The following is a 20,155-nucleotide window of genomic DNA, read 5'->3' as shown; positions in this document are numbered from 1 at the left end:
GGAAATAATCCTATTTTGCGAGAAGGTGCCCCGTGGCGGTAGTGCCGTTCAAGGGTCAAAATGTCCAAATTGATCGAGCGAAGCGCCGGGTTCCGGAACGCGTTCGATGCGCTTGGCAGCCCGGTCGCTAACGCAACATATGCGCGACCAGCTCGGCGCGAGTTCCGATACCAAGCTTGGCATACACTCCTGATAGGCGGTTTTTAACAGTGCCCGGCGATACTTCCATGTGGCGTGCGATTTCGGCGTTGGTCCATCCGCGGCAGGCGAGCATGGCCATGGTGAACTCCGTGGTCGTTAAATCGTCGGCCACGTCCTCGCCCGAATCGGGGTTGTGGATGCGCCGCCAGCCGTAGCTGAATCGATACGTAATCTCGATGATGCGTGCGAAATCGTCAGGGTATTGCGCTTTTAGGCACGCCTCTATGAGCCCCTGTAAAAGGCCGTGGTGCTCGCCAATGAGCTCGATGAGGCCGTCGGGGCGCGCAATGTCCCAAGCGGCTCCGAAATGTGCCTTTGCGGCGTCGATGTCCTTGAGGCTCATGCATGCCATGGAAGCCGCCAGGTGCAGGAACAGTTCCGAGATGGGATAGCTTCCCTGTTTCATGATCAGGGCATTTTCCACCATGCCCAGGCTGCGGCCGTATTCGCCGCGCAGATACAAGGCGTGCGCCATCACGTAGCTGGCGAACAGGCGCAGGCCTTCGGGCAAATGCGCCGCAAGCGGATAAAACTCTTCGGCGGAATACGGGGAAGGCAAGTGCATCAGGACGCTCGCGGCCGAGGCGAACAGGATATGCACGGCGTGGACGGCAGGCGATTCCTCGTCGGCCGGCGTATCGAGGATGCCAGTAAGGCACCGGCGGGCATCGGCGATACGGTTGAGCGACAGACTGGCGTATCCGCAGATAAAGCATGCGGAATAGCGCAGTGCGGGGTCGGTGGCGTCAAGATAGGGGCGCGCCGTCTTGGCAGCGAGGGTGGCCTGTCCGCGAAAGTACAGCGCTTCTGCCGTGGCAATGGCGCGCGAATCGGGGTCGGAAATGCCTGCAACCGCAGCGTCAATCTGCCCCGGCACAAAGGCGGTGCACATCAACGGCATGGGAACGCAAGGGTAGCCATCGCAGTCCATCTTCCATCTCCCAACAGTTGGCAACAATAGCAGCAATTGTACTCCTGTTACTCGGGACTGGAATTTGCGGGTATGGCATACGATTACGCAGAACGTATAAAGGAAGAGTCTATTGGCGATGCTGCCAAGGTGGCTACCGAAGCCTAGCTGAGCTCGACAGTAGGAAAAATTGCCACCCCTGCAAAAAGCTTTGTCGCAGCGATGGGAAACACATCTTGTTCTGCATATAATGAGGTCATATGACGGTGCGTTTGCATACGTGTGACGCATTCCCATCGAACCGAAAAGGAGCTTTGCATGGATTCCAACAAGCGTCCCGACGACATGGTGCGTATCACCACTTCCGAACTTGCCCAGGTGTTCATCGATGAACAGGTCGCTGCAATCCGCGAGCAGATCGGCGACAAGAAGGTCCTGCTGGCCCTTTCCGGTGGTGTCGACAGTTCGGTTGTCGCGGCCCTGCTCATCAAGGCCATCGGCAAGCAGCTTATCTGCGTGCACGTGAACCACGGCCTGATGCGTAAGGGCGAGAGCGAGCAAGTCGTCGACGTCTTCAAGAACTAGATGGACGCCAACCTGGTCTATGTGGACGCGACCGATCGCTTCTTGGATAAGCTCGTGGACGTCGAGGAGCCCGAGGCCAAGCGCAAAATCATCGGCGCCGAGTTCATTCGCGTGTTCGAGGAGGAGGCCCGCAAGGTTGGCGACGAGGTCAGCTTCCTCGCCCAGGGAACCATCTACCCCGACATCCTGGAGTCCCAGGATGGCGTGAAGGCCCACCACAACGTGGGTGGCCTGCCCGAGGACCTGCAGTTTGAGCTTTGCGAGCCCGTCAAACTGCTGTACAAGGACGAGGTACGCGTCGTGGGCCGCGAGCTCGGTCTGCCCGAGAACATGGTCGAGCGTCAGCCGTTCCCCGGTCCCGGCCTGGGCGTCCGCTGCCTTGGTGCCATTACCCGCGACCGTCTTGAGGCGCTGCGCGAAGCCGACGCCATCGTGCGCGAGGAGATCGACAAGGCAGGTCTGACCATCTGGCAGTACTTCGCCGTGGTGCCCGACTTCCGTGCCACCGGCGTGCGCGAGGGCAAGCGCGCCTACGACTGGCCCTGCATCATCCGCTGCATCAACACCGTCGACGTGATGACCGCCGAGGTGCCTGAGCTCGACTGGGCACTGCTCAAGCGTATTACCGCTCGCGTCACAGCCGAGGTTCCCGGCATCTGCCGTGTGTGCTACGACCTCACGCCCAAGCCCGTCGGCACCGTTGAGTGGGAGTAAGCTTTTTGGGCTGCTTTGATCATAGTTCCATGAATGGGGAGGCCTCGCGCGATTGCGCGGGGCCTTCTTTTTCGAAAAGGGCTGCCGTCGTGGTGTTGCCACTGTCCATCGTGCTTGCCATCGCCTCTGGTGTTGCTCCTGAGCAGGTCTGGTTTGCGACGAGAACTAGCAGGGCTTGTTGGCGGCACGAGCGAAGCAGGTTGTTTCGCATTGAGCGCGCCGGGCAGAAGAAGGCCATAATGGAGTGTGCGCACAATTTGTTTTAGAGGAGGATGCCGCATGGCAAAAGACGAACAAACAGGCTGGATTGTTGAGATGCTCATGGCCAGTACGTCGGTGGCGCCCGCGGCTCTTTTGGAAGAGGTTATGGCAGATGAGCGCTGCGTGGCTTTTGGCCCCATCCACCATTTTATTGTGGGCGCGGTGCTGCTTGCGTGCTGGCGCAACGCCGAAGCATCTGGGGAGCGAGATGCGATGCTCAAAGACGATCTTGCCGATTTGATGTCTCGTTCGGATTGCGTGCCGGGGGCGACGTGTGCCCGCTGGGGCATGTGCGGGGCAGCTGCGTCTGCGGGCATGGCATATGCAATCGTGCGCGGCAATGCGCCGCTGCGCAGTGAAGGCTGGCAGGAGGGGCAGCTTATGGTTTCGGAGCTGCTTGCCGCCATCGCGCGCTCGGGAAGCCCACGGTGCTGCAAGCGAGATGCGCGCGTGGCGATTCGTGAGGCCGTTTCGTTTTTTAACGCGCTCGGCGGACCACAGCTTAAAGCATGGGAGAAGACGCCAACCTGCGATAGCTATGCGGTCAATACAGTGTGCATGGGCGAAAAGTGTCCGTATCATCCGTCCTTTATCATCCAATAGGGAATCGGGTGCCCCAATAAGGGTTGGGCAGATGTGACAAAGTGACAGTTCCTTTGTCACATTATCGACGGTATGCGCGGGATGGTGCGCCACACGGAGTGCCGTCCCGTTCGTTTTTTGGCGCGGTTTGTTACATTCCTCACTGGCGCCGGTAAAAAAAGGGGATAGAGTAGGACAAACGCGTCGAATACGAACGGCGGGGGAGAGCGGGCAAGGTGCCTGCGCAGGAGAGGTTGCCGTCCATGCTGGAGCTCAAAGGAATTTGCAAAAGGTACGTTACGCAGTCGTTTACGCAGGTGGCGCTCGACAGCGTGAGCCTGTCTTTTCGGGATAACGAGTTCGTGGCCATTCTGGGGCCCTCGGGTTCGGGTAAGACCACGATGCTCAACGTTATCGGCGGACTCGACCACTTTGACTCGGGTGACCTGCTGATCGACGGTATTTCGACCAAGGACTTCCACGATCGCGATTGGGATGCCTATCGCAACAACCGCATCGGCTTTGTGTTCCAAAGCTATAACCTCATTCCGCATCAGACCATTTTGGAAAACGTGGAGCTGGCGCTTGCGCTCACGGGCGTGGGGCACGCCGAGCGCCGCCAGCGTGCGCGCAAGGCGCTCGAGGCCGTTGGTCTGGGCGAGCACGTGAACAAGCGCCCGAGTCAGCTTTCGGGTGGGCAGATGCAGCGCGTGGCCATCGCCCGCGCCCTGATTAATGATCCCGAGATTGTGCTGGCAGACGAGCCGACTGGCGCCTTGGATTCCACAACGTCCGTGCAGGTCATGGACTTGCTCAAGGACGTCGCGCGCGACCGTCTGGTTATCATGGTCACGCATAATCCCGATCTGGCGTACGAGTACGCCACGCGCATCGTCAACCTGGCGGACGGCAAGATTACCGACGATTCTGATCCTTTCGATGTCGCTGACGCCACGCGCCGCGAGGCCAAGCCTACGCGCAAAACCTCGATGAGCTTTGTGACGGCGCTGGGGCTTTCTGCCCGAAACCTTATGACCAAGAAGGGCCGTACGGCCATGACGGCCTTTGCGGGCTCGATTGGCATTATTGGCATCGCGGCGATTTTGGCGCTGTCCAATGGCGTAAACGGCTACATCAAAAAGGTCGAGGAGGATACGCTTTCGAGCTACCCGCTTACCATTTCCAAGCAGGATTACGACCTGTCGTCCATGATGGGCGAACAGGGGGCCACGGATGACGATATGTCTAAGAACGAGGGTTCGTCCGACGACGGCACCGACGGCAAGGCTCAGGGAACCAATAAGATCCCTGTGGTCACGGCCGTAAAGGATATGTTTGCAAGTGTTAAGTCCAACGACATGACGAGCTTTAAGGCATGGCTCGATGCCGGCGGCGACGGTATCGACAAAGAGGTCAATGCCATCCAGTACGGTTACGGCGTGACGCCGGTTGTCTATCGTGCCGGCAAGGGCGATGAGAAGCCTGTCCGGCTGGTGCCCAACGCTATGACCGAGGCCATGAGCGGTGGTGCGAGCTCGGCGGCAACGGTGAGCATGGAATCCATGGGGACCTCGGTCTTTAACGAGATGATCGACGATCAGAGTCTGCTCGACAGCCAGTACGATGTCGTCGCCGGCCATTGGCCTACGTCTGCTCACGAAGCCGTAATGGTGCTTTCGAGCCGTGGAACGGTGGGCGACTATACGCTTTACAGCATCGGTGCGCTGGATATCGATGAGCTCAACGACCTGGTGAACAGTGCCATGGCCGCCGACGGTAAGATTGAGACGCCTGAGAGCGGCGCCGACTTTACTTACGACGATGCGCTGTCCACGACGTTTAAGGTGTTGTCGCCGGCCGATGCTTATCGCAAAAACGAAGAGACCGGCATGTGGACTGACATGTCTGGCGACGCCGACTTTATGACGGCCAAGGTTGCCGACGGTATTGACGTGCACATTGTGGGCGTGGTGCGACCTAACGAGACGGCCAATGCGAGCGCGTTGTCTCCGGGCATTGCCTATACGCATGCGTTGACTCGCCAGCTTATGGAGCGCGCCGCCGATTCGCAGATCGTGCAAGAGCAACTTGCCCACCCCGAGACGGATGTCTTTACGGGCAAAACCTTCGACGAACTGCAAGGCGAGGCCAAGCAAGGCGTGGATCTGGGCAGTATGTTCAGTGTGGACGAGGCGGCGCTCAAGAGCGCGTTCTCGTTCGATGCGTCTGCACTCTCGGGTGCTGCCGGTGGCATGGATCTTTCGGGCATCGATTTGTCGGGCCTGGATATTGACCTTTCGGGCGTTGGCAAAGACATCGACTTAAGCGACATCATGGCCAAAGCGCCGACCCCCGATTTCTCGGGCATCTTTGACGGTCTGGAGCTCACGCCCGAGCAAATGCAACAGGTGGGAACGCTTGCCAACCAACTATTTGAGGGCTTTTTGCAGTCTGATCAGTTTAGGGCGCTGTCACCCGAAGATCTCAAAGACGCGTCAAAGCTTGCTGCCGCATTCTCGGCGTATCTCGAGAACGATGTTGTGGCGCAGCAGTGCCTGGCGCAGCTCAAGGCGCTCGGCGGCGATGCCCTGGCCGAGCGCCTGCAACAGGCGATGACCGACTATGTCCAAAAGCAGTTGGCTCCGTATCTGCAGCAGGCTATGGATCAGGTGATGAAGGCGATCAGCGAGCAGGTGGCAACGACCGTGTCGACCCAGCTTAAGGCCGGCGCGGCAGGGCTCATGGACCAGATGGTGACGCAGATGTCTTCGAGTTTTGCCAACCTGGCGAGCGCCATGCGCGTGGATGCGAGCGCCTTTGCTCGTGCCATCCACTTCAACATGGACGCCGAGGACCTGAGCTCGCTCATGATGAGCTATGCCAAGGCGTCGAAGCTCACCTACGACAACAATCTGACCACGTTGGGCTACGCGGATGAAGCGGATCCCATCTCGGTCAAGATTTTCCCGCGTGACTTTGAGGCCAAGGAGCGCGTACTCGACCATATCGATGCGTACAACAAGCAGGTCAAAGCCGCCGGCCACGACGAGCAGGCAATCTCGTACACCGACTACATGGGCATCATCATGGGCTCGGTGACTGATATCGTGAATACCATCAGCTTGGTGCTCATCGCGTTCGTGAGCATCAGCCTGGTCGTGAGCTCCATCATGATCGGCATCATCACCTACATCAGCGTGCTGGAGCGCAAAAAGGAGATTGGCATCCTGCGCGCGATCGGCGCGTCGAAGCGCAACGTGGCCAACGTATTCAACGCCGAGACCTTTATCGAGGGCCTCATTGCCGGTGTCTTTGCCATTGTCGTTGTGGTGGCCGTGAGTTTTCCGGTTAATGCCTGGGCGCTTGCTGCCAAACAGGTACCCAATCTGATGAGCTTGCCCGTGCAGGATGCGCTGGCGCTCATTGCAATTTCGGTGCTGCTGACGGTCGTTGCCGGCCTGCTGCCGGCCCGCAGTGCATCCAAGAAAGACCCCGTGGAAGCCCTGCGCTCCGAATAATGTGACAAAGGGACTGTCCCTTTGTCACATTGAGTGACATGTAAATCGAGGTCTAATACTTTTCCCGAGAAGTGAACGAGTCAAATTGGACCCCCGAAGCATCGACACTTATTGAAGGCGGTTTCCTGCGGTTTTGCCAGCCAAATCCTGCGGGTTTGGCGTCTAAAAATGTCGATGCTTCGGGGGTCCAAATATAGCCGTTCACTTCTCGGGAAAAGTATTAGACCTTGAGATATAGACGGCGTTTGCGAGCGTCAATTAGAGCGTAAGTTGCTAGTCCTCCTTTGCGGAGAGCATGAGGCTAATTTCCGGATGGGTGTACTTGTCGAACTCTTCTTTGGGCTCGGTGTCAAAGGTGTAGTACGACTTGATAGATTCGTCCTCCGTCTTGATGCTGATTTCTTCATATAGGGATCCGGCTAAAAATGCCTGTTTAAATTCATCCGACAGGCTGCATGGCGTGAGGAGGCCCGGTGTGGCAACGGAAATGCCTAACCCGTTGAGCGGGGGGCGCAGAGTGTCGCGATATCCTGCTCGCTGCAGGCGAGGTTGTATGCAAGGCTTGCCTCGGGGTCGATCTGACTGGTGTAATCGACGTCCGTGAGCATGACATCTGCATCGAAAGAAAGGTAGCCACGGCTGCTTGAGCGCCGAGGTCAATATCACCCAGATAGCCGATAATGCGGTAGCCGTAGTCGTGATACGACTCGTATGGGTCGTCTGCCGCGACGCGTTTGCACACGGGTTCCAAGGCATCTTGCGCGGCGAGCACGCCGGCGACCTCCGCGGAGCGGTCTTTGTTGGTTTGGGCTACCGCAAGTCTGCTCTGTAGCTCCTTCCACTGTTTGCCCTGCATTCCAAAGCGTGGCGCAAGAGCGCAATAGCAAAAGATGATGAGTTCGATTGCGGTGAGTGCAATGGCGGTATATATGCCCGCGGGTTGGAATTCCTTTTGGTGGAACGCGATATCGTTGATCATTTGGAGCGGCAACATCAACAGGCATGCTACGAACGACATGACGAGTGCGGTCGCTGCGATCTTGGGGTACGTGCAGTACCGCTGGATGCGTTTCTTTTCTTGCTCGGTGAGCAGCTGCATGGGGCCTCGACTCTCATCGTTTTTCGAGGGCGATGCGCATACGCTCTTGAGTATGTGAGTGGAGGGTGTCTGTTGTTCAGACATGGCGGTCAGCAGCGTGCTGTTGGTGATCGATTGATCGCGAACGTCCTCTTTTGGACAAGGAAAAAGTGGCGAGTGAGGGAGCTGCTGTGGGGCGGCCCTGCTTGCTGTTTGCGGGCGCCATTCACCTTCGTTGCACAGGGATGGTCGGAGGGCTGGCTGACATCAAGTAGCCGCCTCCGCCTTGTGGGCCGCCTCGGGGACAAGGCATAATGCATGTGACAAAGGGGCGGTTCCTTTGCCGCATTGATTTGAGAGTAGATGTTGATGATTCTATCGTTGGCCCCCATGGAGGGGATTACCGGGCATGTGTTCCGTCGCGTGCATGCGGAGTGCTTCGGTGCGCTCGACTGCTATTACACGCCGTTTTTGCCGCCGCCGCGGGTGGGCAACCGCTTTGGCGGCAAGGCGTTTAAGGAAATCGATCCGGCTAACAACCAAGGGCTTAACGTGGCGCCTCAGCTGATGTCCAAGAACGCGGATGAGTTTGTGTGGGCGGCGCGCGTGCTCGCCGACATGGGCTACCGCGAGGTTAATCTCAACCTTGGCTGCCCCTCGGGTACGGTTGTTGCCAAGGGTAAAGGATCGGGCTTCTTGCGCAACCTCGATGGGCTCGAGGTGTTCTTGCTTGATGTGTGCGAGCGATCGCCCTTGCCGGTGTCGGTAAAAACCAGGCTGGGGCTGGAGAGCGACGACGAATACGAGCGCGTGCTCGACCTGTACTGTCGCATGCCGCTGGCAGAGTTGATCGTGCATCCGCGCGTACAGAAGGATCGCTATACGGGCTCGCCGCGCAAAGGGTTTTATGGCGAGACGTTGGAGCGGGCACCGTTTCCGGTGGCATACAACGGCGATATTTTTGATCTTGAGGACATGGAGGCGCTGGTGGAGGCCTATCCCGGTACACGCCATGTGATGCTGGGGCGTGGCTTGCTTGCGAACCCCGCGCTGGCTCGCATGGTCAAGGGCGGCCCTGCTGCCACGGCAGCCGAACTGCAGCGCTTCCACGACACGCTGTTTGCGGCATATGCAGAAGAGATTGGCGGCAACGCGGTCTTTCGCATGAAGGAGTGGTGGTTCTACGCTAAATGCGCCTTCGCCGATCCTGCTACCGTTCACAAACTCGTACGCAAGACTAAAAAGGTCGACGAATACCGTGCCGCCGTCGAGCGCGTCTTTCGCGAGCAGCCACTTGCGCCCATAGCCCGCTTCCACGGTTAGCTAGTCATTGGGGACGTTCTTTAACGGCTAGTCATTTAAGAACGTCCCCAATGACTATGTTGCAAAAGCTGTACGTCAGCATCCAAAGATATCGAAAAATGTCGACTTTGGATGCTGGCGTACATGTTTGGATTCGGTGGGGGACTAGGCAATCATTGCGTCAAGGGTAATGAGTTCTCTGAGTCGCTCTGTGCGTGTTTGCCCATGGCGCTTTGCCTTCTCGTCAAACGCTTCAAGAACCGATTCACCCACACGTGCCGATAAAACAACGCTTGGCTCATCAGAGATCGACGGCCTTCCCAGCTTGATGGTGCGACCCTTCGGCCACTCATCTTTTTCGTATGCCTCCGCGGCTTTCTCCAACTCTCCGGGGGCAAATCCGATCATCTTTTCGAGTTGCTTAGCGTCCATAGCGCCTCCTATCGATCGATCCCGATTTCCCTGAGCACCTTGTGCGTAGGAGGGACAAGGGCGTGGTAAATGATATAGCCATCTCGATTGGAGCAATATCGAGCGATGAGCTCCATGAGACGGCTTCTTCCATCAAGTCCAACGAGAACGTAATCGATACCTCCGTTTTCAAGATCACGCCTGAACCATGCAAAAGCGGAGTTCCAGGCGCAGGTGATATCCGTCTCCGTCAGCCCGTGTTTGAGGGCGTGGGGGTGGATTGCGATGAGCTCCATAAGGGCCTCTCTTTTTGTATACAGTTTTGTAAACAAAAATGCAAGCAGTTAATAGGCTTAAGCGACTTGTTTTGATTGGACTTTTCGATGTAAAGCCGACATCGGAGGCTCCACTACTCCTTCGCTTTTTAGTTCGGTATGTGAACGTCCGTTGAACTCCCAGAGGGGAGCGTTTTCATAGATTATCGAGAGGAGCTTGGAGACTTCGGCTGTTTTCTTGCGTTCGTAAAACTCGGGCCGTACGACAATCAATAAGAAAGCTGCGTCTTCGGTAATTTGCTGTGCTGTCGGCATACCGTTGAGTCCAACGGAACGCAAAAGCTTTGTCATGATGAAATCGAACTCATCTTCTCTTGCATGGAGATCGGATGCCTTAATCTCAGGGTCTCTCAGGACGTACTGCTTGAGTCGTTCGACAGATCGACTGCACTTTATATGCCCGCAGATGACTTCGTCATAACTGAGCCTTTTGATTGGGAGACGTTCGTGACCGGCGAAGATGGCTGCCACTCTGATGCCAACGCGCCGTTCGCGCAGCGCGCGCATCTCACCGGTGTATTCGCTGCGTCGTTCATATTTTCGATAGGAGTATCCGTAGTCATCGTAGTAATAAGGGGCTTCATCGACAGCGTCATCGAGCTCAGGCGCTATGAGATAGAGTTTTCCATCTCTGGATATGACGCAGGGATTGTCGATTTGCCCCGATTCGTTCCTGATTTGCCAAATAGTTTCATTTATCTCAAATCTCGAGACTGGATTGGGGGCACAGGAGTTGTAGAGCTCAATAAGTTCATCGAGTGAAATGATTCCACAGGCATCTGTGTAGGCGCGGGCGAAGCGCCGTACTTCTTGATTTGATTCAAGCACACGGCGCTCCCAAGCATCCAAAACGTCCTGCGGACTTCGATAGCGGGCATGACGATCGATGCGCGATGCGCTCCAACGGTTATCAGCGGCAACGTTCATCAGATCCAAGCGCAGATCTTTGTCGGCGATGCGAGCGAGCGACTGATAGTGTTCTAGATCAAGCTCCGGTCGAAAACTCATGTCTTCCGGAACAGTTCGTGCGAGCTTTATGCAACGCTTGAGATAGGTCGGGCCCAGGCTTGGGCTAAAGTGCTGCTTGAGGTGGCAAGCGATGGGCGAGAGTAGGCCATTTAGATTGGAAATGGGGTATCCGGCAATCTCTTGCTCGAGACGGCGCCCGATGAGCAGAGCCCCTTCCGAAGAGGCCTCATGGTCGGTGCCTTTCTGGCCGAGGTGTTTGGCCTCGACAATCCTGCTGATATCCGAGCAGGTGTTTGAAATAATGTCGGGTGAAAGGGTTGGTATCTTTTTTGCCATAGCGATGCGCTCCTGTGTGACTCACGGAAAAGAAACAGTCTGATTGTGAGTGCCGTTCTTTGATGGCGACGGCGAACAGGAGCGCAGCCTGTCTGAGATGGGCGAGTGCGGTAACCACCGATCTTACTTACCGAGCTCGCTCCAGCGTGTCATTGGGGACCTCCGCAGGAGCTCTCGACCAGTCTCATGCCTTGGGATGAGTATAACACAGAGAGCAAACATATGTTCTATATATTTGAGAAACCGAAGCCCTACCCACTCATTTAAAAACGTCCCCAATGAGTACTCGCACGCTAGAGCAGGTTCTCCTGTACCCATGCGATGATGTCGCTCGATTCGTAGAGCGGCTTGCCGTCGATGAACAGACAGGGAACCTGGCGTTTTCCGCCGACGGCGATAAGCGTCTGCTCGGCTTCGGTATCGGTCGAGATATTGCGCTCGGGAACGGTCACGCTGTTATCCGCCAAAAAGCGCCTGACCTTCATGCAATACGGGCAGCCGGTCATAACGTACAGCGTGAGCTCATGATTAGTAGCCATAGGTCTCCAATCGGTTGAGGTTTTGATTGAAATACCCAAAGCCGCCGCGGTCTATGCATGAGCTGACGACGACTCGATGGCCTGTACCAGAAACGCCGTGGCTCCGGTGCCGCAGGGCTTGTCGTAGTAGTCGATAAAGCGCTGGTCAGCAAGATAGCCGTGGGCGAGGCCCAGGTATGCTTCGTCTTGGGGCTTGTGCCCCCAGTTAAGGCCAATCCATCGACGGTGCATCGCGACAAGTTTGCGGGCCTCGCTTCCATCCGCATCGCCGTCGCCCATGGCAATCGAAAGCTGGCCCAGAATAGCGCGTTCAAGTTCCTTCATGTCGTTCCATGTCTCGGGGTCCATGTCCAGCAGTGCTTCGTTTGCTGCGTCGATCGCCTCGTCGCCATAGCGCGCCCGCGCCTCGGCGCCGTAGCGCTCCTCGTTTTCCTGCACGGAGCGCCAGCGCTCCAGTTGCGGCAGGACGGCACCCATGAGCGAGACGGCTTCGTCGAGCGACATGCCGGTGTTTTGCGCCAGCCGCGGGGCACAATCCTCGATCATCGCCTCCATGGTGGTGTCGTAGGTGTACTTGCCGTGGTCGTAGCACCACTTGCAGTAATGGTCGGTCGTGGCGCCCACAGCATCGGTGCCGCAGTCGTCGGGTGTGAGTATCATGCCGCAGCTCTGGCAATAGTGCTCGGGCATTTCGAGCAGGTGGGACAGCGGTTCTCCGGTTACGGCGGCAATGAGCTTCATCATGTCGATGCCCGGGGTGACTTCGCCGCGTTCCCAACGGCTGACGGCTTGGCGTGTGACGAAGAGCTTGGCGGCGAGCTGCTCTTGGGTAAGGTGATGGGCGCGGCGAATGGCAATGAGCTTTTCTGCAAAGGCCATAGCGACTCCTTTCTGCTGGTTGATGGCTTAAGCATACGCGGCGGCCGGCGCCCTTCCAAGCAACCGTTGGTTGCACGACGGGAGACCGCGGCGAAGAATTGCGCGCTGCACCCCGCACCTCCATGCCGTACAATGACCGGCATGGAACCTATCGCACACATACATACCGACCTGCCGCAGAAGTTCGGCATTCCGCGCAACAGCTTTTTGGCGCCCCACCTGCAGGGACGCATCGTCTTTGAGCCGGAATTTGCCTCCAACGCAGCAGTTGAGGGTCTGGACTCCTTCTCTCACCTATGGCTGCTGTGGCGCTTCGAAAACGGAACGCCCGGCGGCACGGCTAAGGATATAGCTGCCGATGCCAAGACGCAGGACAGGTCCGGCACCAACGTCAAGTGGTCGAAGACTGTGCGCCCGCCGCGTCTGGGCGGAGCCGAACGCGTGGGCGTGTTTGCCACACGCAGCCCGTTTCGCCCCAATCCCATCGGTCTTACCTGCGTCAAGCTCAGCCGCGTTGAGCGCACCGACGACGGCCCCATCATCCATGTACTGGGGGCCGATCTGCGTGACGGCACGCCCATCTACGACATTAAGCCCTACATCCCGTTTGCGGACTGCCACCCGGGTGCGACCGGCGGCTGGATTGAGGGTGCTCCGTGGCAAGAGCTCGATGTTGAGTTCCCGCAAGCGCTTCAAGACATGGTCCCGCCCGCAAAGCTCCCCGGCCTGGTCGAGGTTCTTCGCCAAGATCCGCGCCGCGCGGGCAGCAAGCACGAGCCAAACCGCGTTTACCACTTGGCTTACGCCGGACTCGACATATCGTTTACGGTTGACGGGGCCAGGTTGACGGTAACCGCCATCAACGACGCGCGAGACTAACCAGCCATTCGTCCTCACCCGTTAAATTAAGCGCCAAACCCCATGCCAAAATCGCCTACGCTGGTGGACAATAACGCCTACCGAATCATTCCGCTCTGCACGGGGGCTCAGCATGAAATACGACTTCACTTCAATCATCGACCGCCACGGCATGGACTCCATCGCCGTTGACTCTTGGGGTGAGATCCCCGGTATGGCTCCGAACGCACCCGACGAGGGCTTCGACCGCATTCCCATGTGGGTGGCGGACATGAACTTCGCCACGGTGCCTACAGTCCAGGAGCACATCATTCAGCGCGCCCAGCACCCCATGTTTGGTTACTTCAATCCGCGTTCCGAGTACTTCGACCGCATCATCGAATGGCAGAGCCGCCGTAATGGCGTCGAGGGCCTGGCGCCTGAGCATATCGGCTACGAAAACGGCGTGCTGGGCGGTGTCGTGTCGACGCTGCGCGCGTATGTCCAGCCGGGCGATGCGGTGTTGGTCCACAGCCCCACCTACATCGGCTTCACCAAGTCCATCGAGGCCGCGGGCTATCGCATTGTCCACAGCCCGCTTCAGCTCGACGACCAGAGCGTGTGGCGCATGGACTTTGAGGACATGGAGCGCAAACTCGCCCAAAACCACATCCATGCCGCAGTGTTCTGCTCGCCGCACAATCCCTGCGGCCGCGTATGGGAGCGCGACGAGATCGAGTGCGCTATGGACATTTATCGCAAGCACGATTGCGTGGTGATCTCGGACGAGATTTGGTCCGATATCATTCTGCCGGGACACAAGCACATCCCGACGCAGTCGGTGAGCGAGGATGCCCGCATGCGCACGGTTGCCCTCTATGCGCCGAGCAAGACGTTTAACCTGGCGGGTCTGGTCGGCAGCTACCACATTGTCTACAACGAGACGCTGCGCGACCGCATGTGCGCTGTGTCTAACAAGACCCATTACAACGAGATGAATGTCCTTTCGATGCATGCGCTTATCGGTGCCTACCAACCGCAGGGCTACGAGTGGGTGGACGAACTCAACCAGGTGCTTGCCGACAATATCGAGTACTTCTGCGATTACGTGGACGAGCATTTTGGGGGCGTGTCCTATTCGCGTCCGCAGGGCACGTACATGGTGTTTCTGGACTGCACCGAGTGGTGCCGCGAGCATGGCCGTGATATTCAGTGGTTGCTCGACGAGGGGGCACGCGTGGGCGTGGGGTATCAGGATGGACGTCCGTTCCATGGCCCCTGCCACATTCGCGTGAATCTGGCGCTGCCGCTTTCGCGCGTAAGGGAAGCGTGCGACCGCCTAGACCGTTACGTTTTTGGGGTATAGGGGTCGCACGATTCGGGTACTGCGGCTTGCGCCCGTGTCGTCAACGTGCGTGGGCGCATAGGGCGCAGAGGGTTGCGAGCGCGTTTTCCACGTTTGTTACTTTTCTTGAATTTGCTTGCCGCAAAGGTGTTCAACCGTAATTTCATACAGCTGGACGCCCCTGATACTTTGCTTGATCTCCTCTTCGACCTCTTCGGCAGAAGGATAGTACTTGAGGGCAAACTGTCGGACTTTGTCTTCGACAAACGCCGGGTCATCGTTCACGAGGCGGCAACGGCCAAAAACCACAGTGCTCTGAACATAGGGTGCCCAGTCGTCGTCTTTGTACCAATCGTTGCCATAGACGGTAAAGCAGACTTTGTCGCTGCGTTTGAGTGCATCGACCTTATGCCCCGCCTTGGCTCCATGAAAGTAAATTTTGTCGTGCTCGGGGTCAAAGTAGTAGTTAACGGGAATGGCGTAAGGATAGCCGTCGTCTCCGTTGACGGCAAAAATGCCGCGTTTGCAATTAACAAGTAGATCTCGTGCCTCTTGATCGGTGATAGCACGCTTCTTTCTACGAAGAGGTCTAAACATCGTGGGTTTCCTTTCTTTCCGCGTGCTGCGTGCACGGCGGTGGGTGGTATGTCTATATCAAGATACTAGTTCAGGCTGCGAGGCCGACGGGAACATCCTATTTGTCGCAGATTGAAACGCACTTTTTGTTGTGGAAGGATTGTCCCTCACAACTCGTCGTCTAGGGGCATTCTCGATGGCTGGTTCCGTTTGCGGGGGAGGCGTGGGACAATACCGACCAAAAGCGATTGCTTGTCCTGAAAAAAGGGGGTCTCGATGAAAAAGCTGAGGACGCTGGCCGATGTGTTGCGTCAAGCCGGTTTCGTGCGCATCACGGGCCTTTTTCTCGTCTTTTATCTTCTGTGTTCAATGGCTGTTTGGCTCTCTGAGCCAACAACTCTTACGTTTGGCGATGGCCTTTGGTTTAGCTTTGAAACCGTATCGACGATCGGCTTTGGCGACATTCCGGCCGAAACGCCGGTCGCCCGTGTCATCACGGTCGTCCTAAGCGTTATCAGCATTTTTTACATTGCCATGCTCACGGGCGTGGCGGTGAGCTACTGCAATATGCTTATCAAGATGCATCAAAAGGACACTATGGCGCGCTTTATGGATGATCTTGAGCATTTGGAAGAGCTCGATCGTGACGAGCTCGCCGATCTGTCGCGCCGCGTGCGCGAATATCGCCGGCGCCAGCGCTAAAACGGGCGCCGCGCGTCACGATGAGGGGGACTGAATTTGAATATCACCGTGTATCTGGGTGCCAGTATCGGTAATGACCCGGCGTTTCTGCCTGCGGTGCAGGAGCTGGGCAACTGGATTGGCGCCAACGGGCACGCGCTCGTGTACGGCGGATCCAAATCGGGCCTGATGGGCGCGCTCGCCGATAGCGTGCTTAATGCCGGCGGGCACGTGACGGGTGTGGAGCCGAGCTTTTTTATCGAGGCCGAGTTTCAACATGACGGTATCGACGACCTCATCGTGACGAGCGATATGGCGGAGCGTAAGGCAAAGATGATCGAGCTCGGCGATGCGTTCATTGCCTTTCCCGGTGGGACGGGCACGCTCGAGGAGATTGCCGACGTTATGTCCGCGGTGTCGTTGGGGCACCTGAGTGCTCCGTGCATCCTGTATAACCTGGACGGTTACTACAACGACCTCGAGGCGCTGCTCGGACACATGATTGATAAGGGCTTATCAAGCCCGCGGCGCCAGCAAGGCATTTACTTTGCCGAGGATCTGTACGAAATCGCATCAATTATCAACGGATAAGCCTTGAGCCTGTCCCGCTGTGGCCCCCGGTGGCTCCGTTTGCAGCGCAGACGGTTGGCTTGTCTGGGCCACACTCGCTCTACAATAAAACGTATCTATGTCGACTTTGACCGCGGGAGGACCCGATGGATAAGCTCGCTAAACCCACAAACCGCGCGCTGTTTTTAGTTAGCGTTGCCGTGACCGGTGCGTTCGCAGGTGCCGCGGTCTGGCTGTTCTTTTTTGTGATGGAGCACGGCATCGACTATCTATGGACCGAGATTCCGCACGCACTGGGCGTCGCTTCGCCCGAGCTCGCCAGCGGCCCGTTTGGCTTTCTGCCGTACCCGTTTTTTGTCTGCCTGCTGGGCGGCCTGTTAATCGGTCTGTACGAAAAGATGACAGACACCAAGACCGATAACCTCAATCAGGTGATGGCTAAGGTCAAGCAAGATGGGCGCTACCCGTACGACAATCTGGGCAAGCTTTCGCTTGCGGCATTGCTGCCGCTGCTGTTTGGCGGAAGTATTGGACCGGAGGCCGGCCTGACCGGCGTTATCGCGGGCCTGTGCAGCTGGGTCGGCGACCGCATGCGTCGCTTTGGCGCCGAGTTTAGGGAGCTCACGCTGCTAGGTACCCAGGCTGCCCTGACGGCGCTCTTTACCGCGCCTGTCTTTGGCTTTGTGGCGCCGCTCGCCGGTAGCGCCGACGGCCAGGGCGAAGATGCCGACGATGAGTCCGCGTCCGACGAGATCACCATCAAGCTGCCCAAGGCGCAAAAGACCGTGGTCTACGGCATTGCGATTGCCGGCGGTCTGGGCACTTACCTGTTGCTTGGCCAGCTCGTGGGCGGCGGCATGGGCATGCCCAGGTTCGAGTCCGCCGAGGTGGGCAACCTGGAGCTTGCCTGGCTCATTCCGCTGGCGTTGCTCGGCACCGTTTGCGGCTGGCTGTACTTTGTCTCCGAGCACGCGAGCGAGGCGCTGTCCCATGCAATAGGGGAGCGTCCTGTCGTCAAGGCCATGATGGCCGGTCTGGCGCTCGCCATCTGTGGCACGCTCCTGCCCTACACCATGTTTGCCGGCGAGACGCAAGCCGATGTGCTCATGGAAACCTATCTGACCATTCCCGCCGGCGTGCTTATCGCGACCGGTCTTGTCAAGGCTATGCTGACCCCCGCCCTCATCAATATGGGCTGGCGTGGCGGTCACTTCTTCCCGGTTATCTTCTCGGGCGTAAGCCTGGGCTATGGCCTTGCCATCCTCACCGGCGCCGATCCGGTCTTTTGCGTCGCCGTCTGCACGGCATCGACGATGGGCGCCGTCATGCGCCAGCCTGTCATGGTTGTGGGCCTGCTGCTCATGTGCTTCCCGCTCAAGGGCATCGTCTGCATGATCATCGCCGCAGCCATCGCCGCCGGCATTCCGCTGCCCAAGCCGCTGCGCAAGTAGCATATTGCGCTTTGCGTTTGTTCAGAACTCGTTTTGAAGAAGCCGCGCGAGGCCATTTGTTTACGGCCTCGCGCGGCTAATGTTTAGAGCTTCCTCAGCACAATGGCGATGGTGTTGAGGTATTCGAGCGCACCGGCTTCAACGGCAGCGCGGTCGCCTGCTGCGTACTCGTTGTCGCAGGCGAGCCAGTCTTTCCATGCTTCGTCCGTGCAGAGCATAGGCTGCATCGAGACAATCTCGACGCCGGGGGTCGGCTCGATCATGGCGCGCCACCAGGCTATGTCGTGCATATAGTCGAGCTGCTCGGGTGTCCAGGATTTGAGCAGGCAAACGGGCAGGTTGTCGTGGCAGTCGCGAACCATGCCGGGGATGCTTAAGTAGAGCATCCCGCCTTGCTTTACGTAGGGGAGTAGGCGCTCACCCAGATAGTGTGGGTCACGGCCGTAGTAGTTGTACGAGTCGATACTTACGACCGCATCAAAATAGTCGTGCTCAAACGGCAGCCCCTGCGAGGCGTCTGCCTTAACAGGGTGAATCGTGTCGCGCGAGATACCGAGCGAATCGAAGAACGCACGGTTTTCGACGGGGTCGCTCCACAGATCGACGGCGTAGGTGTCAAACCCGTATACGCGGGCGAGTAGGGCGCTGGTGATACCGGTGCCCGATCCAAGGTCGCAGACGCGGACGCCGCAGGGGATATGCACATCGCGAAGCAGCTCTTCGCAGAGCTTGAGGGGATTAGGGCCCATAATCTTAGAGCGTACGAGTGTCGCGCCGAAGCTAGTTGCTTTTGGGAAGGATTGAGATTCCTGGGTTTGCATTGTTCTTTCCTATCAGGTGCAAAAATGGCAGATGACGGAGGCGGAACGGAGCAACAAACCACGGCCGTTGGACGGCCGTTTTCGTGGTTCTATGCGATTGACCGTTCCCTAAAGAACAATGACCAAAAAGACATCCCCTTGGATGATCGAGACTGAGCCGAGGCCCGTGACGTTTATATTGTAAAACGTCACGGGCGTGCCGGGATATGCCGTTTGTCACGGATTTGCGAGCGTCTAGATCTCGCTTGGCATCGGCGCTATTTCCAAATCGCGAGCGCGGCGGTGCCCAGGACGATGAAGGCGAGACCGATGGCGCTGCGCCGTGAGAGTTTTTCGTTGAATGCCAGGCGCGCAAATAGTACCGATACGACAATCGATAGTTTGTCGATCTGCACCACGACGCTCACCTGGCCTGTGGCGATGGCGTAGTAGCACAGCAGCCACGATGCGCCAGTCGCAATGCCCGATGCCGCGAGAAATACGAGTTCGTAGCGGTCTACGTGCACGGCTTGGTCCATCTTGCCTTTAGCTGCCACGATTGCCCATGCCATAACCAGTACCACACAGGTACGGATTGCCGTGGCCAGGTTGGACTCGACGCCTTCGATGCCAACCTTGGCAAGGATGGACGTGAGCGCCGCGAACACGGCGGCGCCGAGGGCGTAAGCGAGCCAGGTCCGGTCTTGCTGCCGCTCGGATCCGGCAAACTGCTTCTTCTCGATCATTAAAAACGTACCGAGGGTGATGACAGCGGTTCCCACGAGCTTAACCGCAAGGTTGCTCGTCTCGCCAAAAAGCACGATGGCGATCAGTGCAGCGAGTACGGTGCTCATCTTGTCGACCGGTACGACCTTATTGACGTCTCCGATGCCCAATGCCTTAAAGTAACAGATCCACGAAGCGCCGGTAGCGAGTCCCGAGAGGACGAGAAAGAGCCAAGATCTGGGCTCGATGCTGCCGATGGTTCCAATGGATCCAGAAATGCCCGCCATTGCCCAGGCGAAAACGAGCACCACGCAGGTGCGAATGGCCGTCGCGACATCGGAGTCGGTATGCTTGATGCCGCATTTGGCCAGGACTGATGTGACGCCGGCAAAGAAAGCCGACACAAATGCTGCTGCGACCCACGACACGGGTGAAATGCCTCCCCAAAGAACGACCGCGCCAGATTTACGGCGCTCGTCCGATGATACCGTCCCGCCATGAAGCTTTGATATCGCTGTGGTGAGATAGGGGCCATAGTTCGAGAGGGCA

At 57.7% G+C, this 20,155-nt stretch carries 20 protein-coding genes; 10 read left to right on the top strand and 10 right to left on the bottom strand.

Features of this window, described 5'->3' with window-relative positions:
* Positions 1 to 127 precede the first annotated feature (127 nt).
* Positions 128 to 1,132, bottom strand: coding sequence for a helix-turn-helix domain-containing protein (locus ACTNA2_RS02735; protein WP_441048554.1), 1,005 nt, complete (start codon positions 1,130 to 1,132; stop codon positions 128 to 130).
* Between the two features lie 297 nt (positions 1,133 to 1,429).
* Between ACTNA2_RS02735 and ACTNA2_RS02730 the strand changes: the two genes are divergently transcribed.
* The 4 genes from ACTNA2_RS02730 (at position 1,430) to ACTNA2_RS02715 (ending at position 6,771) form a co-directional block, all read left to right on the top strand.
* A complete protein-coding gene (locus ACTNA2_RS02730) occupies positions 1,430 to 1,696 on the top strand; it encodes an asparagine synthase-related protein (RefSeq protein ID WP_441048553.1) in 267 nt (88 codons plus the stop codon).
* Positions 1,697 to 2,410: a GMP synthase (glutamine-hydrolyzing) gene (locus tag ACTNA2_RS02725; RefSeq protein WP_441048552.1), complete on the top strand. Its 714-nt coding sequence runs from the start codon at positions 1,697 to 1,699 to the stop codon at positions 2,408 to 2,410.
* Positions 2,411 to 2,689: 279 nt separating this feature from the next.
* Positions 2,690 to 3,274 carry a DUF5714 domain-containing protein gene (locus ACTNA2_RS02720; RefSeq protein ID WP_441048551.1) on the top strand — a complete coding sequence of 195 codons (585 nt, stop codon included), beginning with the start codon at positions 2,690 to 2,692 and terminating at the stop codon, positions 3,272 to 3,274.
* Between the two features lie 242 nt (positions 3,275 to 3,516).
* Complete coding sequence (locus ACTNA2_RS02715) at positions 3,517 to 6,771, top strand: ABC transporter ATP-binding protein/permease (RefSeq protein WP_441048550.1); 3,255 nt, start codon at positions 3,517 to 3,519, stop codon at positions 6,769 to 6,771.
* A 439-nt stretch (positions 6,772 to 7,210) separates the two neighbouring features.
* Here the strand turns inward: ACTNA2_RS02715 and ACTNA2_RS02710 are convergent, their stop codons facing one another.
* A complete protein-coding gene (locus ACTNA2_RS02710; protein WP_441048549.1) occupies positions 7,211 to 7,870 on the bottom strand; it encodes a hypothetical protein in 660 nt (219 codons plus the stop codon).
* A 348-nt stretch (positions 7,871 to 8,218) separates the two neighbouring features.
* Between ACTNA2_RS02710 and ACTNA2_RS02705 the strand changes: the two genes are divergently transcribed.
* Entirely contained in the window at positions 8,219 to 9,172 is a 954-nt protein-coding gene (locus tag ACTNA2_RS02705) for a tRNA dihydrouridine synthase (RefSeq protein ID WP_441048548.1), read from the top strand.
* Between the two features lie 144 nt (positions 9,173 to 9,316).
* Here ACTNA2_RS02705 and ACTNA2_RS02700 read toward each other — a convergent pair whose 3' ends face one another.
* The 5 genes from ACTNA2_RS02700 to ACTNA2_RS02680 form a co-directional block, all read right to left on the bottom strand.
* A complete protein-coding gene (locus ACTNA2_RS02700) occupies positions 9,317 to 9,583 on the bottom strand; it encodes a ribbon-helix-helix protein, CopG family (protein ID WP_154516940.1) in 267 nt (88 codons plus the stop codon).
* A gap of 8 nt (positions 9,584 to 9,591) precedes the next feature.
* On the bottom strand, positions 9,592 to 9,858 hold the full coding sequence (locus ACTNA2_RS02695) for a hypothetical protein (protein ID WP_441048547.1): 267 nt from the start codon (positions 9,856 to 9,858) through the stop codon (positions 9,592 to 9,594).
* A 57-nt stretch (positions 9,859 to 9,915) separates the two neighbouring features.
* Positions 9,916 to 11,202 carry a hypothetical protein gene (locus tag ACTNA2_RS02690; protein WP_441016494.1) on the bottom strand — a complete coding sequence of 429 codons (1,287 nt, stop codon included), beginning with the start codon at positions 11,200 to 11,202 and terminating at the stop codon, positions 9,916 to 9,918.
* A 293-nt stretch (positions 11,203 to 11,495) separates the two neighbouring features.
* Positions 11,496 to 11,741 (bottom strand): glutaredoxin family protein, encoded by a 246-nt coding sequence (locus ACTNA2_RS02685; protein WP_441048546.1) that lies wholly within the window; start codon positions 11,739 to 11,741, stop codon positions 11,496 to 11,498.
* Positions 11,742 to 11,792: 51 nt separating this feature from the next.
* Entirely contained in the window at positions 11,793 to 12,620 is an 828-nt protein-coding gene (locus ACTNA2_RS02680; protein ID WP_154516952.1) for a TipAS antibiotic-recognition domain-containing protein, read from the bottom strand.
* A 141-nt stretch (positions 12,621 to 12,761) separates the two neighbouring features.
* Between ACTNA2_RS02680 and tsaA the strand changes: the two genes are divergently transcribed.
* Positions 12,762 to 13,499: a tRNA (N6-threonylcarbamoyladenosine(37)-N6)-methyltransferase TrmO gene (gene tsaA, locus ACTNA2_RS02675; protein WP_441048545.1), complete on the top strand. Its 738-nt coding sequence runs from the start codon at positions 12,762 to 12,764 to the stop codon at positions 13,497 to 13,499.
* A 112-nt stretch (positions 13,500 to 13,611) separates the two neighbouring features.
* The gene (locus ACTNA2_RS02670; protein WP_441048544.1) at positions 13,612 to 14,823 is read left to right on the top strand and encodes a MalY/PatB family protein; all 1,212 of its coding nucleotides are present in this window, start codon (positions 13,612 to 13,614) and stop codon (positions 14,821 to 14,823) included.
* A gap of 96 nt (positions 14,824 to 14,919) precedes the next feature.
* On the opposite strand, the gene ACTNA2_RS02665 is transcribed toward ACTNA2_RS02670, so the two are convergent.
* A complete protein-coding gene (locus ACTNA2_RS02665; RefSeq protein WP_441048543.1) occupies positions 14,920 to 15,399 on the bottom strand; it encodes a pyridoxamine 5'-phosphate oxidase family protein in 480 nt (159 codons plus the stop codon).
* A gap of 255 nt (positions 15,400 to 15,654) precedes the next feature.
* Between ACTNA2_RS02665 and ACTNA2_RS02660 the strand changes: the two genes are divergently transcribed.
* The 3 genes from ACTNA2_RS02660 to ACTNA2_RS02650 all read left to right on the top strand — a co-directional run bounded on the left by ACTNA2_RS02660 (position 15,655) and on the right by ACTNA2_RS02650 (position 18,080).
* On the top strand, positions 15,655 to 16,080 hold the full coding sequence (locus ACTNA2_RS02660) for a potassium channel family protein (RefSeq protein WP_154516963.1): 426 nt from the start codon (positions 15,655 to 15,657) through the stop codon (positions 16,078 to 16,080).
* Positions 16,081 to 16,116: 36 nt separating this feature from the next.
* Entirely contained in the window at positions 16,117 to 16,650 is a 534-nt protein-coding gene (locus tag ACTNA2_RS02655; protein ID WP_441048542.1) for a TIGR00730 family Rossman fold protein, read from the top strand.
* A gap of 125 nt (positions 16,651 to 16,775) precedes the next feature.
* Positions 16,776 to 18,080: a chloride channel protein gene (locus ACTNA2_RS02650; RefSeq protein WP_441032546.1), complete on the top strand. Its 1,305-nt coding sequence runs from the start codon at positions 16,776 to 16,778 to the stop codon at positions 18,078 to 18,080.
* Positions 18,081 to 18,163: 83 nt separating this feature from the next.
* Here ACTNA2_RS02650 and ACTNA2_RS02645 read toward each other — a convergent pair whose 3' ends face one another.
* On the bottom strand, positions 18,164 to 18,901 hold the full coding sequence (locus tag ACTNA2_RS02645; protein ID WP_441048541.1) for an SAM-dependent methyltransferase: 738 nt from the start codon (positions 18,899 to 18,901) through the stop codon (positions 18,164 to 18,166).
* A gap of 257 nt (positions 18,902 to 19,158) precedes the next feature.
* A complete protein-coding gene (locus ACTNA2_RS02640) occupies positions 19,159 to 20,034 on the bottom strand; it encodes an EamA family transporter (protein WP_441048540.1) in 876 nt (291 codons plus the stop codon).
* Positions 20,035 to 20,155 lie beyond the last annotated feature (121 nt).

The organism is Collinsella sp. HCP28S3_E9 (genome assembly GCF_052065455.1).
Classification (GTDB): domain Bacteria; phylum Actinomycetota; class Coriobacteriia; order Coriobacteriales; family Coriobacteriaceae; genus Collinsella.
This window is presented reverse-complemented; position numbering and strand designations above follow the sequence as displayed.

Bases quoted from the DNA above. Each gene is read 5' to 3' on its own strand.
- ACTNA2_RS02735 (WP_441048554.1), bottom strand. From the start codon at position 1,132: ATGGACTGCGATGGCTACCCTTGCGTTCCCATGCCGTTGATGTGCACC.
- ACTNA2_RS02730 (WP_441048553.1), top strand. From the start codon at position 1,430: ATGGATTCCAACAAGCGTCCCGACGACATGGTGCGTATCACCACTTCC.
- ACTNA2_RS02725 (WP_441048552.1), top strand. From the start codon at position 1,697: ATGGACGCCAACCTGGTCTATGTGGACGCGACCGATCGCTTCTTGGAT.
- ACTNA2_RS02720 (WP_441048551.1), top strand. From the start codon at position 2,690: ATGGCAAAAGACGAACAAACAGGCTGGATTGTTGAGATGCTCATGGCC.
- ACTNA2_RS02715 (WP_441048550.1), top strand. From the start codon at position 3,517: ATGCTGGAGCTCAAAGGAATTTGCAAAAGGTACGTTACGCAGTCGTTT.
- ACTNA2_RS02710 (WP_441048549.1), bottom strand. From the start codon at position 7,870: ATGCAGCTGCTCACCGAGCAAGAAAAGAAACGCATCCAGCGGTACTGC.
- ACTNA2_RS02705 (WP_441048548.1), top strand. From the start codon at position 8,219: ATGATTCTATCGTTGGCCCCCATGGAGGGGATTACCGGGCATGTGTTC.
- ACTNA2_RS02700 (WP_154516940.1), bottom strand. From the start codon at position 9,583: ATGGACGCTAAGCAACTCGAAAAGATGATCGGATTTGCCCCCGGAGAG.
- ACTNA2_RS02695 (WP_441048547.1), bottom strand. From the start codon at position 9,858: ATGGAGCTCATCGCAATCCACCCCCACGCCCTCAAACACGGGCTGACG.
- ACTNA2_RS02690 (WP_441016494.1), bottom strand. From the start codon at position 11,202: ATGGCAAAAAAGATACCAACCCTTTCACCCGACATTATTTCAAACACC.
- ACTNA2_RS02685 (WP_441048546.1), bottom strand. From the start codon at position 11,741: ATGGCTACTAATCATGAGCTCACGCTGTACGTTATGACCGGCTGCCCG.
- ACTNA2_RS02680 (WP_154516952.1), bottom strand. From the start codon at position 12,620: ATGGCCTTTGCAGAAAAGCTCATTGCCATTCGCCGCGCCCATCACCTT.
- tsaA (WP_441048545.1), top strand. From the start codon at position 12,762: ATGGAACCTATCGCACACATACATACCGACCTGCCGCAGAAGTTCGGC.
- ACTNA2_RS02670 (WP_441048544.1), top strand. From the start codon at position 13,612: ATGAAATACGACTTCACTTCAATCATCGACCGCCACGGCATGGACTCC.
- ACTNA2_RS02665 (WP_441048543.1), bottom strand. From the start codon at position 15,399: ATGTTTAGACCTCTTCGTAGAAAGAAGCGTGCTATCACCGATCAAGAG.
- ACTNA2_RS02660 (WP_154516963.1), top strand. From the start codon at position 15,655: ATGAAAAAGCTGAGGACGCTGGCCGATGTGTTGCGTCAAGCCGGTTTC.
- ACTNA2_RS02650 (WP_441032546.1), top strand. From the start codon at position 16,776: ATGGATAAGCTCGCTAAACCCACAAACCGCGCGCTGTTTTTAGTTAGC.
- ACTNA2_RS02645 (WP_441048541.1), bottom strand. From the start codon at position 18,901: ATGCAAACCCAGGAATCTCAATCCTTCCCAAAAGCAACTAGCTTCGGC.